This is a genomic window from Citromicrobium bathyomarinum, from assembly GCF_021021475.1.
Taxonomy (GTDB): Bacteria; Pseudomonadota; Alphaproteobacteria; order Sphingomonadales; family Sphingomonadaceae; genus Alteriqipengyuania; species Alteriqipengyuania bathyomarina.
Genome location: NZ_JAINWL010000001.1, coordinates 1,117,607 through 1,134,059 on the forward strand (window position 1 = coordinate 1,117,607; position 16,453 = coordinate 1,134,059).

The following is a 16,453-nucleotide window of genomic DNA, read 5'->3' on the forward strand; positions in this document are numbered from 1 at the left end:
CAAAGCCGGGCGCGGAAGACAGGACCGATACATGGCAGCCGACCACAGGCAGTCCGAAGCCGATTTGTTGCAGCAACTGGCCACCCGGATGCGCGAATCCCTGCTGCCGGTCGACCGGCCTTTTGACGAGGGCGAGATCGAAGCGGCCGCATCGCTGGTGCTGGAGACCGCCGAGCAGCGCCAGCCGGGCGAACCTGCCATCGCGATCACCAGCGTCGAATCCGGCCCCCGCAGCAAGCTGCGGCTGGCGCTGATCAACGACGACATGCCGTTCCTGGTCGATTCGATCTCCGCACAGGTTGCAGAGTTCGGCCTCTCGATCGACCGGCTGGTCCACCCCGTGCTCCGGGTCGAGCGCGATGCGCAAGGCAAGCTGGAAGACCTCCCCGGCAAGGGGGGCAGCGCCCCGCGCGAATCGATGATCTTCCTCGAAACCGACCATGCCGACGATGGCGTGCAGGGCGAGCTGGAGCAGGCGCTCACCGCGACGCTCGCCGATGTGCGCGCCGCGGTCGCCGACTGGGAGGCGATGCGCAAGGCGATGCAGCACGACGCGACCAACCTTGCCGACAAGGAAGGCTCCGCGCTGCTCGACTGGCTGAGCGGCGGGATGCTGACCCAGCTGGGCCATCTGGTCCGCCATGCCGACGGTCGCGAGGAAAACACGCTGGGCATCTGCCGCGCCAGCGCGCGCGAAATCCTGGCCGACCAGTCCTACGCCCGCGCGTTCGACTGGTTCGACGATCCCGCCAACGCGACCGCGCGGATGCCGCTGATCGTCAAGGCCAACCGCGTTTCCAACGTCCACCGCCGGGTCCCGCTGGACCTGTTCCTGGTGCCGATCCGCGAAGGCGGCAAGGCCGAGGGGAAGACCGTCGCGATCTCGATCCATGCCGGGATCTGGACCAGCGCCGCGCTGACCACCGATCCGCACGCGGTGCCGCGCCTGCGCCGCCAGCTGGGCGAGCTGATGGACCAGCTCGAATTCGATCCGGGCGGCCATGCGGGCAAGGCGCTGGTCCACGCGCTGACCGCGCTGCCGCACGACCTGCTGATCGGCTTCCGCGACGAGGACGTGCGCCGGATCGCGACCACCACGATGACGCTCAACGATCGCCCCCGCCCCCGCGTGGCGGTGGTCGAGGCCCCGCTCGCGCGGCACCTGTTCGCCTTCGTGTGGCTGCCGCGCGACATGATGTCGACCGAGGTGCGCCACCAGATCCAGGCCCTGCTGGAAGACCAGACCGGCTCCACCCTGCTCGACTGGAGCGTGGAGATCGAAGGCGGCGCGCTCGCGCTGCTGCGCTTCGTGCTCGATTTCCGCGAAAGCACCACCGCCTATCGCGAGGAAGACATGCAGGCGCGGGTGCAGGAGATGCTGCGCGGCTGGTCCGAAGCGGTCGAGACCGAGCTCGCCAAGGCCTTCGAGGGCAAGGACGCGGAATTGCTGGCTCAGCGTTACGCGGACAACTTCCCCAGCTTCTACCGTGCCGATAGCGGCGCGGGCGAGGCCGCGCTCGACATTGCGCGGATGCGCGATCTGGCGAGCCACGCGGGCGAGAGCGGCGATGACGCGCCCGACGAACGCGGGGTCCGCCTGCGCCGCAGCGAGGCCCAGCACGGCGGCAACCTGCGCCTCAAGATCTATCAGCACGAAGGCACGCTGCCCTTGTCGGAAGCGGTGCCCGCGCTGGAGAATTTCGGGCTCAAGACGATCAGCGAAGTGCCCACGCTGCTGGACGGCGGGGCGCTGGGCGCGATCCACGATTTCAACTGCGACCTAGGCCCCGGAGTCGACCCGGCGGAGCTGCTGGCCCGCGCGGAGCCGATCGAAACCGCGATCGCGGCGGTGCTCAACGGCCATGCCGAAGACGACGCGTTCAACCGCCTGGTGCTCAGCGTGGGGCTGGATGCGCGCGAGGCGGAATGGTTGCGCGCGATCTATCGCTACCTGCGCCAGACGGGGATGAGCTTCACGATCTACACCGTGGTCGATGCGCTGGCGAAGGCCCCCGCGGTGACCCGCGCGCTGATCGACCTGTTCGTCGCCCGCCACGACCCCGCTTTCGAGGGCGATCGCAAGACGGCCGAAAAGACCGCGCAATCCGCGATCAAGGACGGGTTGCAGAACGTCGCGGCGATCAACGACGACCGGCTGCTGCGGCTCTATCGCAGCGTGATCGAGGCGATGCTGCGGACCAATGCCTTCGCGCTGCATCCCGGGATCGCGCTGTCGTTCAAGTTCGATTCGGAAAAGGTGCCGGGCCTGCCCAAGCCGATCCCGTATCGCGAGATCTTCGTCTATTCGCGCCGGGTCGAAGGCATTCACCTGCGCGCCGGCCCGGTCGCGCGCGGCGGCCTGCGCTGGTCCGACCGGCGCGACGACTTCCGCACCGAAATCCTCGGCCTGATGAAGGCGCAGCGGGTCAAGAACGCGGTCATCGTGCCGACCGGCGCGAAGGGCGGCTTCTATCCCAAGCAGCTGCCCGACCCCGCGTATGATCGCGATGCGTGGGCCGCCGAAGGCAAGGCGAGCTACCAGATCTTCATCCGTTCGCTGCTGTCGATCACCGACAACATCATCGAGGACGAGGTGGTTCACCCCGAAGGCATCCGCATCCTCGACGAGGCGGACCCCTATTTCGTGGTTGCGGCGGACAAGGGCACGGCAAGCTTCTCCGATGTTGCCAACGCGATCGCGGAAAGCGCGGACTTCTGGCTCGACGATGCCTTCGCCAGCGGCGGCAGCCACGGTTACGACCACAAGGCGATGGGCATCACCGCGCGCGGCGCGTGGGTCTCGGTCCAGCGGCACTTCCGCGAAATGGGCGTCGATGTGCAGAGCGATCCGGTGAAGGTCGTGGGCTGCGGCGACATGTCGGGCGACGTGTTCGGCAACGGCATGCTGCTGTCCAGATCGATCCGGCTGGTCGCCGCGTTCGACCACCGGCACATCTTCATCGACCCCGATCCCGACCCCGAGGCAGGCTGGCAGGAACGCAAGCGGCTGTTCGACCTGCCCCGCTCCAGCTGGGACGATTACGCCAAGGAACTGATCTCGAAGGGCGGCGGGGTGTACCCGCGCACCGAGAAATCGATCACCCTGTCGAAGGAAGCACGCTCCGCACTGGGCGTCGAACAGGTCGAGTTCGATCCCGAATCGCTGATCTCGGCGATCCTCAAGGCGCCTGCCGACCTGCTCTGGTTCGGCGGCATCGGCACCTATGTGAAGGCCGAGAGGGAGAACAACATCCAGGTCGGCGACCCCGCGAACGACGCGCTGCGCGTCAATGGCGAAGACCTGCGGGTGAAGGTGATCGGCGAAGGTGCCAACCTCGGCGTCACGCAGGCAGGGCGGATCGAATTCGCGCTGAACGGCGGGCGGCTCAACACCGACTTCATCGACAATTCGGCGGGCGTCGACTGCTCGGACAACGAGGTCAACATCAAGATCGCGCTCGCCGCAGCACGCCGCGCGGGCGAATTGTCGGAGGAGGAACGCAACACCCTGCTGTCCGAAATGACCGCCGAGGTTGCCGCGATCGTTCTGGAAGACAATCGCCTCCAGGCGCTCGCCGTGTCGATCGCCGAACAGGGCGGAGAGCAGGCGACCGCATCGACCATCCGCCTGATCGAGACGCTGGAAGATGCCGGCATGCTCGACCGGCGGACCGAGGGCATCGGCGAGAACGAGGTCTTCACCCGCCGCGCGGGCGAAGGCATCGGCCTGACCCGGCCCGAACTCGCGGTGCTGCTGTCGAGCAGCAAGCTGACCCTGCAGGACGCGATCGAGGCGGGCACGCTGGCCAGCGATCCGGAGATGGAAAGCACGCTGTTCACCGCCTTCCCCACCCCGCTGCGCACGCGCTTTGCCGAACAGATCCGCCAGCACCGCCTGCGCAACGAGATCATCGCGACCGCGCTCGCCAACCGGATCGTCAACCGGATGGGCATGGTCCATCCGTTCGAACTGGCGGAGGAGGAGGGCGTCGGCCTGCACGAAGTCGCGAGCGCCTTCGTCACCGCCGACCGGCTGTTCGACGTGACCGCGATCTGGGACGCGCTGGACGAGGCGGAGATGCCCGAAGACGCGCGCCTCAACCTGTTCGACCGGGTGGCGATGGCAATGCGGATCCAGATGGCCGACGCGATCCGGGTGTGCGGCGACACCGCCAGCCCGAGCGCGATCGTCGAGGATCTGCGGCCCACGCTCGACATCTTGTCGCAGGGCACGGTCAACCTGCTGGGGGCGGAAAGCCGCCAGCGCTCCGCCCGGATGCGTGCCGAATTCGCCAAGGCGGGCGCACCGGAGGATATCGCGGCCGCGGTCGCCCACCTGTTCGACCTTGACGGCGGGATCGGCCTCGCGAAACTTGCCAAGGATCTCGACATCGACCCGCGCGAGCTCGCCCGGGCGTTCACCGGTCTGGGCGGCGAACTGGGCCTCGACTGGGCGCAGGGCACCGCTGCGCTGATGAGCCCGTCCGACGTGTGGGACCGTCTGCTGGTCGCCGGGCTCGCCCGCGATTTCCAGCATATGCGGCTGGAATTCCTGCGCCGCATGTTCGCGCAGGACGGCGATCAGGCAGGCGATCCGGCGGCAATCGTCGCCGCGTGGCTCGAACGGCACGAGGCAGCGGTGCGCCAGTTCCGCTCGATCATCCGCCGCGCGCAGGCGCAGAACCCGGTCGCGCCCGCCACGCTGGCGCAGATCGCCAGCCAGGCGCGCAACCTGCTGGGCCGGTAAGGGGAGCGAGGGGATGAGCTTTGCGGATGTCCTGATCGTGGGCGGTGGCCACGGCGGCGCGCAGGCGGCGCTGGCGCTGAGGCAGCGCGGCTTCGAAGGCCGCATCACGATCGCCACCCGCGAAGCTTTTCCGCCCTACGAGCGGCCGCCGCTGTCCAAGGATTACCTCGCGGGCGAGCGCCCCTTCGAGAAGATCCTGATCCGCCCGGAAAGCTTCTGGGCGGAGCGCAAGATCGAAATCCGCACCCGCACTGCGGTGGTGGCGATCGATCCGCAGGCGCGATCGGCCGAACTGGGCGATGGCAGCACGCTCGATTACCACACGCTGATCTGGGCCGCGGGCGGCGATCCGCGGCGCCTGCCGTGCGACGGCGCGGATCTGGACGGGGTCCATTCGATCCGCACGCGCGGCGATGTCGACCGGATTCGCGCACAGCTGGGCGGCGGGGTCAAACACGTCGCGGTGATCGGCGGCGGCTATATCGGGCTGGAAGCGGCAGCAGTGTTCCGCAAGCTGGGCCTGCCCGTCACCGTGATCGAGCGGGAGGACCGCGTGCTCAGCCGGGTGGCCGGGCCGGACCTGTCCGGCTTCTACGAGGCCGAGCACCAGCGGCAGGGCGTCGAGCTGCTGCTGGGCCACAATGTCGAATGCCTGCTGGGCGACGATCAGGGCCGGGTACGCGCGGTGGCGATCGAATCGGGCGATGGCAACCGCAGCGAGGTGGAAGCCGATCTGGTGATCGCCGGGATCGGCATCGTCCCCGCAGTCGGCCCGCTGCTGGCGGCGGGCGCGGCAGGCACCAATGGCGTCGATGTCGACGATTTCTGCCGCACCACGCTGGACGATACCTATGCGATCGGCGACTGCGCGGCGCATTCCAATCCCTATGCCGACAACCGGGTGATCCGCCTCGAATCGGTCCAGAACGCGACCGACATGGCCAATACCGTGGCCAAGCACATCACCGGCGAGCCCGAGGCGTACAACACCGTTCCGTGGTTCTGGTCCAACCAGTACGATCTCCGGTTGCAGACGGTCGGCTTCTCCCGCGACGACGATGATACGGTGCTGCGCGGCGATCCGGACAGCCGCAGCTTCTCGATCGTGTACCTGCGCGAAGGCCGCGTGGTCGCGCTCGACTGCGTCAACGCCACGCGCGACTATGCGCAGGGGCGACGGTTGATCGAGGCGCGCAGCGAGCCCGATCTCGAAGCGCTCGCCGATCCCGAGGTGGCGCTGAAGTCGCTGCTTTAGGCACCTCACTCACGATATAATCGTCACCCCGGACTTGATCCGGGGGCCCGCTACCTTTGAGAACGCCGCACGAAGAAAGCGGGATCCCGGATCAAGTCCGGGATGACGGGACGGGGGCGGTGTGCATGAGCCGCGCCGCCGCCCACTGTGCCGCCTCCGCCACCACCGGATCGGGGTCGCTCAGCAGCGGCTCGACCTGCGCCAGCAGCGCCCCCTCCCCGCTATTGCCCGCCGCGATCAGGCAGTTGCGCACGAAGCGGTCGCGCCCGATCCGCTTGATCGGCGACTTGCTGAACAGGGCGCGGAAGCCCGCATCGTCCAGCTGCAACAGGTCGGCGAGCGCCGGGCGCACCAGTTCGGCGCGCGGCAGAAAGGCGCGGTTGGCCGCTGCACTGCTCGCGAACTTGTTCCACGGGCACACGCTCAGGCAATCGTCGCAGCCATAGATGCGGTTGCCCATCGCCTCGCGGAATTCCTCAGGGATAGGCCCGTGATGCTCGATCGTGAGGTAGGAGATGCAGCGCCGCGCATCGATCGTGTAAGCGTGGGGGAAGGCGTTGGTCGGGCAGGCGTCCTGACACGCGCGGCACGATCCGCAGCGGTCTTCGTGCGGGCCGTCGGGCGTGAATGGCAGCGTGGTGTAGACCGCGGCGAGGAACAGCCAGCTGCCATGTTCCATGCTGACCAGATTGGTGTGCTTGCCCTGCCAGCCGAGCCCCGCGCGCTGCGCCAGCGGCTTTTCCATCACTGGCGCGGTGTCGACGAACAGCTTCATCCGCGTCTCGCCCAGCCCGCGCTTCTCGGTCTCGGCGACCAGCCAGCGCGCGAGCGCCTTGAGCGCTTTCTTGAGCACGTCGTGATAATCCTGCCCCTGCGCGTAGACCGATATGCGCGCGCGGTCTTCCGGCTCGGCCGCGTTCAGCGGATTGTCCGCCGGGGCGTAGTCCGCCCCCAGCGCGATCACGCTGCGCGCCTCGGGCCACATGCCCTGCGGGCCGCTGCGCACCGAGGGATCGCGCTCCATCCAGCCCATCGACCCGTGGTGGCCCGCCTCCAGCCATGCAGACAGCCGCTCGGCCATGCGCGGGTCGTCATGCGCGTCGGCAAAGCCGATGGTGGCAAAACCCAGCTCGCGCGCCTTTTCGACGAGCTCGGTTTGCAGTTGGTCGATTTCAGAGCGTTCGCTCATCGACGGGCTTGCTCCTTCATGCGGACCACGGCACGCTCTGCGGTGATGACCGACCTGCTAGACCAAGCGCCCGCCAGCGACAAACCTCTCGAAAGCCACGACTATGCGATCGAGGCGCGCGGACTGGTCAAGCGCTTCGGCGAGACGCTGGCGGTGAAGGGCGTGGACCTGACCGTGCCGCGCGGGGCGATCTACGGCATCCTCGGCCCCAACGGCGCGGGCAAGACCACCACTTTGCGCATGATCCTCGGCATTATCGACCCCGACGAAGGCGTCCGGCGCATCTTCGGCGAGGATCGGCCGCAGCGGATCGCGCGGCGGATCGGCTACCTGCCCGAGGAACGCGGGCTGTACCCGGCGATGAAGGCCCCCGACGCGATCGCCTTCATGGGGTCCTTGCGCGGCCTGCCCCGCGCCGAGGGCCGCAAGCGCGGGATCGCGATGATGGAGGAGTACGGCCTCGGCCACGCGGTCGACAAGAAGATCAAGGAGCTGAGCAAGGGCATGGCGCAGACCGTCCAGTTGCTCGGCACGCTGGTGCACCGGCCCGAACTGGTGATTCTGGACGAGCCGTTTTCCGGCCTCGACGCGATCAACCAGGGCAAGCTGGAAGGGCTGATCCGCCAGCTGGCAGCCGATGGCACCACGGTGATCTTCTCGACCCACGTGATCCACCATGCGGAACGCCTGTGCAGCGATGTCGCGATCATCGCGGGCGGGCAGGTGCCCTATGCCGGATCGGTCGAGGTCGCGCGCGACCGGCTGCCGCCGCAGGTGCGACTGGAGACGAAAAACGAGAGCGGCGCGTGGCGCAACGCCCTGCCCGCCAGCGCCACGCGCGATGGCGACGCGTGGATCTTCGAAGTGCCCGACACCGGGATCGAGCCGCTGCTCCGCGCGCTGATCGAAGGCGACGCAGGCATCCGCTCACTCTCGATCGAGCGCGCCGGACTGCACGACGCCTTCGTCCAGATCGCCGGCGAGGCCGCAGCCGAGGCGATGCGAAGCGATGCCCCCCCTGAGGAGATTGCGGCATGAGCAGTTCGGCACGTCTCTCCCTGTGGCAGGCAGCATGGGTCATCGCGCGGCGCGACTTTACCGCGATCGTGTTCAGCAAGGTGTTCCTGCTGTTCCTGATCGGCCCGCTGTTCTTCCTCGGGATTTCGGCAGGCGGCGGCTATGTCGGCGCGATGGCGGCGGACAGCGCGGACGAGCCGCAGCTCGCCGTCGCGTTCACGCCCGATGCCAATGCGGCGATCGAAAGAGTGCGCGACGAGCTGGAGCCGCTGGTCGGAATGCCCGAGGTAACGCTGGTCGATCAGGCCGACGGGGCCGATCCGCGCGCGCTGCTGGAGGATGAGGACCGCAATCTGCTCGGCGTGCTGTCGGGCAGCCTGGCCGATCCGATGCTGACCGGCCCGAAGGAAGACGTCGAGCGGTGGGAGGGCGAAGTCGCCATCATGGTCGGCGCGGCGCGCGGCGAAGCGATCCCGCAGGCGAGAATCGAGATCGACATGACCGACGGCGCGATCAACCGCCAGACCGCGCAGGATGCGACCGCGCGCGCAGGGATCGTGATGCTGTTCATGCTAACGATCTTCCTTGCAGGCATGGTCCTGTCCAACCTGGTCGAGGAGAAGGGCAACAAGATCATCGAGATCCTTGCCGCGGCGATCCCGATGGATGCGGTGTTCGTGGGCAAGCTGTTCGCGATGCTCGGCGTCAGCCTGGTCGGGCTGACCGTGTGGGGCGCGGCCGCCGGGGTGATCCTGATTCTGGGAGCGGGCGCTCTGCCCGTAATCCCGCCGCCCGCGGTCGGCTGGCCGCTGTTCTTCGCGCTGTTCGTGATCTATTTCGCGATGGCCTACCTGCTGATCGGGTCGGTGTTCCTCGCAGTCGGCTCGCTCGCGCCGACGGTGCGCGACGTGCAGACGGTCAGCATGCCTGCCACGATCCTGCAGCTGGTGATCTTCTTCCTCGCCAATTTCGCGGTCGGCCAGCCCGGCTCCGCGCTGGAGATCTTCGCCGCGATCTTCCCGCTGTCGAGCCCGTACATGATGGTTGCGCGCGCAGCGAAGGAAGGCGTCATGTGGTGGCACCTCGCCGCGATCGCGTGGCAGGTGCTGTGGGTCGCGATCTTCGTGAAGATCGGCGCCAGCCTGTTCCGCGCCAAGGTGCTCAAGTCGGGCACCGCCGGGCGGGACAAGGGCGCGAGGCGCAGGGGCCTGCTGGGGTTGTTCGGCGGCACCGCCAATCAGTCCTGATTAGGAACCTACCTTGACTTGAGCGGCAGGTTGGGCAGGATGCTCTTACGTCACGGTGCGCCCATGCAGGCACGCCGGACGCGAGAGAGGAATGCCCATGGCTACCATCGCCCAATCCCCCGCTGGCACGCACCAGTGGAGCCGATCGCCCAGCCCGCATGAAGCGCTGGAGGCGCACTACGCGGCCAATCCGGACACGCGCCCACCGCATCCGCACAAGTGGGACACCAGCCGCAGCGACATCTATTTCGAGAATCGGTGGGAGCCGATCTTCAAGGAGATGCGCGCGGCGGGCCCGGTGCATTACATCCCCGAAAGCCCCTTCGGCCCCTACTGGTCGGTGGTCGGCCACAAGGCGGTCCAGCATACCGAGGCGCTGCCCGACATCTTCTCCTCGAGCTGGGAATATGGCGGCATCACCATCCTCGACGATCTGCCCGACATTCCCGAAGAAGAGCGGATGCGGCTGCCGATGTTCATCGCGATGGACCGGCCCAAGCATACCGGCCAGCGCAAGACCGTGGCCCCCGCCTTCACCCCGGCGGAGATGAAGCGGCTGGAAGACGACATCCGCCAGCGCACCGGCGAAACGCTGGACGCGCTGCCGCGTGGCCAGGTGTTCGACTGGGTCAACACCGTCTCCATCCCGCTGACCACCGGAATGCTGGCGATTTTGTTCGACTTCCCGTGGGAAGACCGCGACCTGCTGACCCACTGGTCCGACTGGGCGGGCGACACCGAACTGGCGACCGTGCGCGCGCTCGACGAGACTCGGCGCGGGATGCTCCACGAGATGGCGGCCTATTTCCAGCTGCTGTGGGCCGAGCGGGCGCAGAAGGGCGAAGCGCCGGACCTGATCAGCCGGATGATCCATTCGCCTGCGATGAACCAGATGGAGCCGCAGGAATTCATGGGCAATCTGGTGCTGCTGATCGTCGGCGGCAACGACACCACGCGCAACACCATGAGCGGGATCGTGCATGCATTCGATCGCTTCCCCGACCAGCGCAAAGCTTTCGAGGAAGACGCGAGCCTGATCCCCAACGCGGTGCAGGAATGCATCCGTTACCAGACGCCCCTCAAGCACATGCGCCGCACCGCGACGCAGGATACCGAGCTGTTCGGCCAGAACATCGCGGCAGGCGACAAGGTGCTGCTGTGGTACAATTCGGCCAATCGGGACGAGAGCGTGTTCGAGGATGCCGAAAAGCTCGACATCACGCGCGAGAACGCCCGGCGACACCTCGCCTTCGGCTACGGCATCCACCGCTGCGTGGGCGCGCGGCTCGCCGAGCTGCAGTTGCGCGTGCTGCTGGAGGAGATGCACAAGCGCCGCCTGCGCGTGCACGTCGCGGGCGATGTGCAGCGGGTGCGCGCCAACTTCGTCGAGGGCTTCCGCAAGTTGGAGGTCGAGGTCACCGAGTTCTAGCAAGGCGGCGCATCCGGCGGCGCGCGGGCTTCGTATCTCCTTCAGCGTCCCTACATGGACACTATGCGAGAGAATGATGCCATGACCCGACCGACCGCCAATCGCCGCTCCGCACTCGCCCTGTTTGGGGGCGGTGTCGCCAGTCTCGCGCTTGTCGCCTGCGGGCGCAGCGCCGAGGCGAAGAGCTTCCCCGTCAGCCGCAGCGAAGCCGAATGGCGCAAGCGGCTGACCAAGGCCGAATTCTACGTGCTGCGCGAGGAAGGCACGGAGCGCGCCTACAGCTCTCCGCTCGACAAGGAAAAGCGCGCCGGGACCTTCGCCTGCGCGGGCTGCGGCAACGCGGTCTATTCGAGCAAGCACAAATACGACAGCGGCACCGGCTGGCCCAGCTTCTGGCAGCCGATCCGCAGCGGGGCGGTGGGCACCTCCACCGACTACAAGATCGGCGTGCCCCGCACCGAAGTACACTGCGCACGCTGCGGCGGGCATCTGGGGCATATTTTCAACGACGGCCCGCGGCCGACCGGCAAGCGCCACTGCATCAACGGCGTCGCGCTGGACTTCAAACCCGCCTAGTCGCGCACTTTCCACACGCGGAAGCTGGCAGGCGCACCGGTTTCGACCCTCTCCAGCCAGTCCGGCGCATCATCCGCCAGCAGCCGTGCGGCAAAGCTGCGCGCGCCGCCGCGCCGGGCGTACAGGTCGGGCTCGGCCAGATCGTCGCACAGCACCAGATAGTCCGCGCCATAGCTGCGCAGGATCGTGCGCGAGAGCTTGGGCTCGACCAGAAACGCGCCGATCACGTCGTGCATCGCCGCCTCGGCGCGATGGTGCCCGGTGGCGATCACGCTGTGTCCGGTTTCGAGCAGCACGCTCGGCCCGATATCGAGCGGGGCGAAGACCGTGCCCTTCGGCAGTGCATTCAGGCGCGCGGCGCTGGCCTGCAGGTCGCACGAACTCTCGACGATACCGGCGGCCTGCGTTCCGGCCGCCTCGCCGCCGACCTGCGCGGTGAGGCGGGGTGCGGGCGGCGCGCTCGAGGCGAGGTTCTCCGCCAGCGCGACCGGGGCCATCGGCAACAGCGCGAGCAGGGTCGCCACGCCGACCGCGATCTTGGGAGTCGGCTTGCGCGCAGTACGCAGGCGGTGCAGCGCCTCGCCCAGCAGCCAGGCGAGCGGAACCGTCGCCAGCAGGGATGCGAACGCGAGCGAGCGCGAAACCAGCAGGCCCAGCGCCAGCGTGCCTGCAAACAGCAGCACGAACTCGCCCAGCTGCGCGCGCTGTGGCAGCGGGGCGCGCAGCCACAGCCGCACCGCAACCGCGAAGGCGAGCGCGAGCTGGAGCAGCGCCGGTATGATCGTGGCGGTCTGATCCCATACCGGGCGCCCCTCGATCACGTTGACGTACCAGTAATCGTGTACCAGCGGGTCGAGCGAGCCGAACGGCGTGGTCAGGCACTCGGGCGAGGCTGCGCCGAACAGGGCGACGCCGCCTGCGCCGATCGCTCCCAGCGCGCCGAGCACCGCGATCGGCGGCAGCGGGCGCGCATGGCTCAGCACACTGGTGCCGAGCGCGACGACGAGGAAAAACCCCAGATGCGCCGGGGTGATCGCGTCGCAATATTGCGCAGCCTGCGGCCAGCCCCGGGTCGCGAGATAGAGCACGATCAGCCCGCCTGCGAGCGCCTGCAGGTAATGGGTCAGGCCAAGGCGCGTCGACGGATCGCGCAACCAGCGCAGCGCGAGGATCGCACCCACCAGTGCGGCCAGCGGCAGCCCCTCAATGGAAATCATCAGGCCACTCGCCATCGCAAGCCCCGCGACGATCGGCCCGCGCGGGTTGTCGCGTTGCGACAGGCCCCAGAAGGCGGCGGCGAAGCAGGCGATCTGCCAGCCATGATGGTCGATCCGCAAAGGTTGGAACTGATACGAGAGCAGCGGCATCATCCCTGCGACCAGTACCGCCCACCCGCCCGTCTCACGCCCGAACAGGCGGATCGCGACCGGCGCGACGAACGCCATCGCGACCAGCAGGGTCAGCAGCGGCACCGCAATCAGGGCCACGCCTTCGGCAGCGCTTTGCCCGACCAGCGGGGTCAGGGCGCCGATGACCAGCGCCAGCGGAATGTCGACCAGCCGCGACCAGTGCATCGGCACCTCGCGCAAGGGATCGATCCGGTGCTGGTCGAGATCGAACCAGCCCTGTCCGCCCAGCAGATCGCGCACCTGCACGAGGCGCAGGATGTCGTCGGGATCGGGAAACTGCCAGTGCGCGATGCGCCCGGCCGATACCAGCAAGAGAATGAGCGCGAGCAACGCCCACATCCGCACGATATGCGGCATATCGGCAAAGCTTGGGCGCGGCAGGCTGGTGCCCGCACTAGGCGAGCGCACGAAACACCACCACGTTGCGCAGCCACCAGGTGAGCGCGAAGCTGAGCACGATTGCAACCAGCTTGCCCGCGCGCGGATCGATCGACAGCGCCTGCGCTGCGGCGACGGTGCCGGTAGTCAGCGCCAGCCCGGCGAGTGCGGAGACGACGAACAGCACCTTCTGGCGCGTGCGCGCGATCCCGCTCTGTGCAACGCGCCCGGTAAAGACCGCGCGGCTCGAGAGCAGCCAGTGCGCGAGGATGCCCAGCGTATAGCCCGCCGCCGACGCAGGCGTTGCGGCGAGGCCCAGCGCCATCAGGCCGAGGAAGGAACCCATATCGACCGCCAGCGCCCCCACGCTTGCGAGCAGGTAGCGCAGGATCGTCAGATCGCTCAGCCGGTGCAGCATGGCCTGCATGTGCGTGCCCTTCCCAGTATCTCGTCAGGCGGCGCGGCGCTTGTCGGCGTCGCTTTCGCCATCCTCGACGATGCGGGTCGGCACGTCGCGCATCGAGTTGAGCGCGGCGGCCTGATCGGTCGTCACGGATTCGCGGGCAGGCAGCGCCTTGTCCGCGCCCTCGTCGCCCGCTTCGTGGTATTCGGCATCCTCGTTGACGCACCAGATGTCGTAGACGCGCGCGCCGGCGAGGATGTTCTCGACCGTCAGCATCGCGGTCATCATCGCGTGATCCTGGTTGTTGTAGCGGTGCATGCCGTTGCGCCCGACAAGGTGAAGCGTCGGATATTTCGCCTCCAGCTCGCCGCGCATCGCGGCGACATTGGCGGCGTAATCCTCGTCATAGACGGGATAGGCCTTTTCCTGCCGAACGACCGCGCCGCCCTTGACCTTCTTCGGGTCGAGCAGGCCGAGCACCTTCATCTCGGTGGTCGCCAGCTCGATCAGGTCGGCATCGTCCATCGACCACAGCCCGTCGCCTTCGAAGCAGAAATATTCGAGGCCGACGCAGGCCATCTTTTCGTCCGGGATCATCTCGGGCGACCAGCTGCGGAAGTTCTGCACACGGCCGACCTTCACCTTGCTGTCGTGAATGTAGATCCAGTTGTCGGGGAACAGGTCTTCCCCCTCCACCATCAGCGCGACGGTCAGGAAGTCGCGGTAGCGCAGATTGCTGCCGTTCCAGCTGGTCTCGGGCAGCGGATGCAGCCGCGCGCCAAGCTCGCGCATCGGCGCGGAGCTGATCGCGTGGGCGGCGTTGACGACGATCTTCGATCCGTCCTTGCCCACCGCGCTCATCCGCCAGCCGCCCTCGCCATCGCTGGCGAGCTGTTCGAGGCCATGGCCCATAATGACCTGCCCCCTCCCGCTGGCGATAATCTTGTCGCGCGCGGCTTCCCACATCATGCCCGGGCCCTGGCGCGGATAGCGGAAGCTTTCGAGCAGGGTCTTGGCCTGCATCCCGTCATTGGGTTTCTTGTTCAGGCCGAGGCTGCGCTTCAGCCCGTCGACCACCGCGCCCATCAGCGAAAGCCCCTTGATCCGCTGCGCCGCCCAGTCCGCGCTCATCTCGTCGCAGGGCATGCCCCACACCTTCTCGGTATAGGTCTTGAAGAAGATCGAATAGAGCTTTTTGCCGAACTGGTTGGTGGTCCAGTCCTCGAAGCTCTTCACATCGCGGTTGGGGAAGGCACGCGCCCACAGGTAGCTGGCCATGCACATGGTCGAGCGCCACAGGCCGAGGTTACGCAGCGCCTCGAACGCGCGCAGCGGGTAGGAGTAGAACTTGCCCTCGTAATAGATGCGGCTCATCCGCGGGCGCTCGATGAAGTCGTCGGGCAGTATCTCGTTCCACAGGTCGACGACCTGCTGCGACTTGGAGAAGAACCGGTGCCCGCCGATATCGAAGCGATAGCCCTCATGCTCCACGGTGCGGCTGATGCCGCCCACGTAGGTCTGGTCCTTCTCGATGATGGCCACGCTCTTGCCCGCCTTGGTCAGCAGGTAGCCTGCGGTGAGCCCTGCGGGGCCTGCACCGATGATAGCCACGTCTACATCGATTGACGGGACATTGAGAGCTGGTCGGTTCGCTTCGGTCATCAGACCCCCCGGTTGCGGTTCGCTTGACCGGGGAGTGAAGGAAATTGGTTAGGGAGCCGTAAACGAAAGCCCTGGCCGCGCGGCCACGCTATTCGAGAATTTCGAGCATCCGATCATAGGCAGGGCGCCAGTTTCCGCCCCATTCGGCCAGCCATTCCTCACTGTAATAGGTCGAGGCGTAGCGTGCGCCGTCGTCGCACAGCAGCGTGACGATGCTGCCGGTCTGCCCGGCGGAGGCCATTTCCTCGATCAGCTGAAGGCAGGCGAACAGGTTGGTGCCGGTCGATCCGCCGACCTTGCGGCCCAGCGTCTTCGACAGGGCGAACATCGCGCCGATCGAGTCGGCATCCTGAACCGCGATCATCCGGTCGATCACGCCCGGCTCGAAGCTGGGTTCGACCCGCGCCCGCCCGATCCCCTCGATCCGGCATTCGCAGCGACCGTCCAGCGTCTCGACCGCGCGGTCGGCGTAGTGGCGATGGAAGACCGAGCCTGCGGGATCGGCGACGCACAGCTGCGTCGGGCGGCGCTGATACCGGATATAGCGGCCCAGCGTGGCCGACGTGCCGCCGGTGCCCGCGCCGCACACGATCCACGTGGGATCGGGATGATCCTCCTCGCTCATCTGCGAGAAGATGCTTTGCGCGATGTTGTTGTTGCCGCGCCAGTCGGTCGCCCGCTCGGCGTAGGTGAACTGGTCGAGGTAATGCCCGCCGGTCTCCGCCGCGAGCCGCTCCGATTCCGCGTAGACCATGCCCGGATCTTCGACCGGATGAATCTGCCCGCCGTAGAACCGGATCTGCTCCAGCTTCGCCTCGGCGGTACTAGCAGGCACCACCGCGATGAACGGCAGGTCGAGCAGTTTGGCGAAATAGGCTTCGGAGACCGCGGTCGAGCCCGAGGACGCTTCGATCAGCGTGGTGCCCTCGCCGATCCAACCGTTGCACAGCCCGTAGAGGAACAGCGACCGGGCGAGCCGGTGCTTGAGGCTGCCCGTGGGGTGCGAGCTTTCGTCTTTCAGATAAAGCTCGATCCCCCGGCAATGCGGCAGCGGCACACGGATCAGGTGCGTATCGGAGGAGCGGTTGTAGTCCGCTTCGATCAGGCGGATTGCGCGGTTGAGCCATGTTTCCCGGGTCAT

The 16,453-nt window shown here is 67.4% G+C and carries 11 protein-coding genes; 6 read left to right on the plus strand and 5 right to left on the minus strand.

Features of this window, described 5'->3' with window-relative positions; all coding sequences use genetic code 11:
- The first annotated feature begins 31 nt into the window (after nt 1-31).
- A complete protein-coding gene (locus tag K7H93_RS05675) occupies nt 32-4,747 on the plus strand; it encodes an NAD-glutamate dehydrogenase (protein WP_230782847.1) in 4,716 nt (1,571 codons plus the stop codon).
- A gap of 13 nt (nt 4,748-4,760) precedes the next feature.
- Entirely contained in the window at nt 4,761-6,002 is a 1,242-nt protein-coding gene (locus K7H93_RS05680) for an NAD(P)/FAD-dependent oxidoreductase (protein WP_230782848.1), read from the plus strand.
- A gap of 91 nt (nt 6,003-6,093) precedes the next feature.
- Here K7H93_RS05680 and queG read toward each other — a convergent pair whose 3' ends face one another.
- A complete protein-coding gene (gene queG, locus K7H93_RS05685) occupies nt 6,094-7,191 on the minus strand; it encodes a tRNA epoxyqueuosine(34) reductase QueG (protein ID WP_230782849.1) in 1,098 nt (365 codons plus the stop codon).
- Nucleotides 7,192-7,236: 45 nt separating this feature from the next.
- Here queG and K7H93_RS05690 point away from each other — a divergent pair, with 45 nt between their 5' ends.
- From K7H93_RS05690 to msrB, 4 genes are all read left to right on the plus strand, one after another.
- Nucleotides 7,237-8,229 (plus strand): ABC transporter ATP-binding protein, encoded by a 993-nt coding sequence (locus K7H93_RS05690; protein WP_230783162.1) that lies wholly within the window; start codon nt 7,237-7,239, stop codon nt 8,227-8,229.
- A complete protein-coding gene (locus K7H93_RS05695; protein WP_230782850.1) occupies nt 8,226-9,455 on the plus strand; it encodes an ABC transporter permease in 1,230 nt (409 codons plus the stop codon). Before K7H93_RS05690 ends, K7H93_RS05695 begins: the two co-directional genes overlap by 4 nt.
- 97 nt (nt 9,456-9,552) lie before the next feature.
- Nucleotides 9,553-10,884: a cytochrome P450 gene (locus K7H93_RS05700; RefSeq protein WP_230782851.1), complete on the plus strand. Its 1,332-nt coding sequence runs from the start codon at nt 9,553-9,555 to the stop codon at nt 10,882-10,884.
- An 81-nt stretch (nt 10,885-10,965) separates the two neighbouring features.
- A complete protein-coding gene (msrB, locus tag K7H93_RS05705) occupies nt 10,966-11,460 on the plus strand; it encodes a peptide-methionine (R)-S-oxide reductase MsrB (RefSeq protein WP_010233252.1) in 495 nt (164 codons plus the stop codon).
- Here the strand turns inward: msrB and K7H93_RS05710 are convergent.
- The 4 genes from K7H93_RS05710 to K7H93_RS05725 all read right to left on the minus strand — a co-directional run bounded on the left by K7H93_RS05710 (nt 11,457) and on the right by K7H93_RS05725 (nt 16,453).
- Nucleotides 11,457-13,277 (minus strand): hypothetical protein, encoded by a 1,821-nt coding sequence (locus K7H93_RS05710; RefSeq protein WP_230782852.1) that lies wholly within the window; start codon nt 13,275-13,277, stop codon nt 11,457-11,459. The genes msrB and K7H93_RS05710 overlap by 4 nt on opposite strands.
- A complete protein-coding gene (locus K7H93_RS05715; protein WP_230782853.1) occupies nt 13,264-13,674 on the minus strand; it encodes a GtrA family protein in 411 nt (136 codons plus the stop codon). The genes K7H93_RS05710 and K7H93_RS05715 overlap by 14 nt, the downstream gene beginning before the upstream one ends.
- Before the next feature lie 24 nt (nt 13,675-13,698).
- Nucleotides 13,699-15,312 (minus strand): NAD(P)/FAD-dependent oxidoreductase, encoded by a 1,614-nt coding sequence (locus K7H93_RS05720; protein WP_230782854.1) that lies wholly within the window; start codon nt 15,310-15,312, stop codon nt 13,699-13,701.
- Nucleotides 15,313-15,400: 88 nt separating this feature from the next.
- On the minus strand, nt 15,401-16,453 hold the full coding sequence (locus tag K7H93_RS05725) for a PLP-dependent cysteine synthase family protein (RefSeq protein ID WP_230782855.1): 1,053 nt from the start codon (nt 16,451-16,453) through the stop codon (nt 15,401-15,403).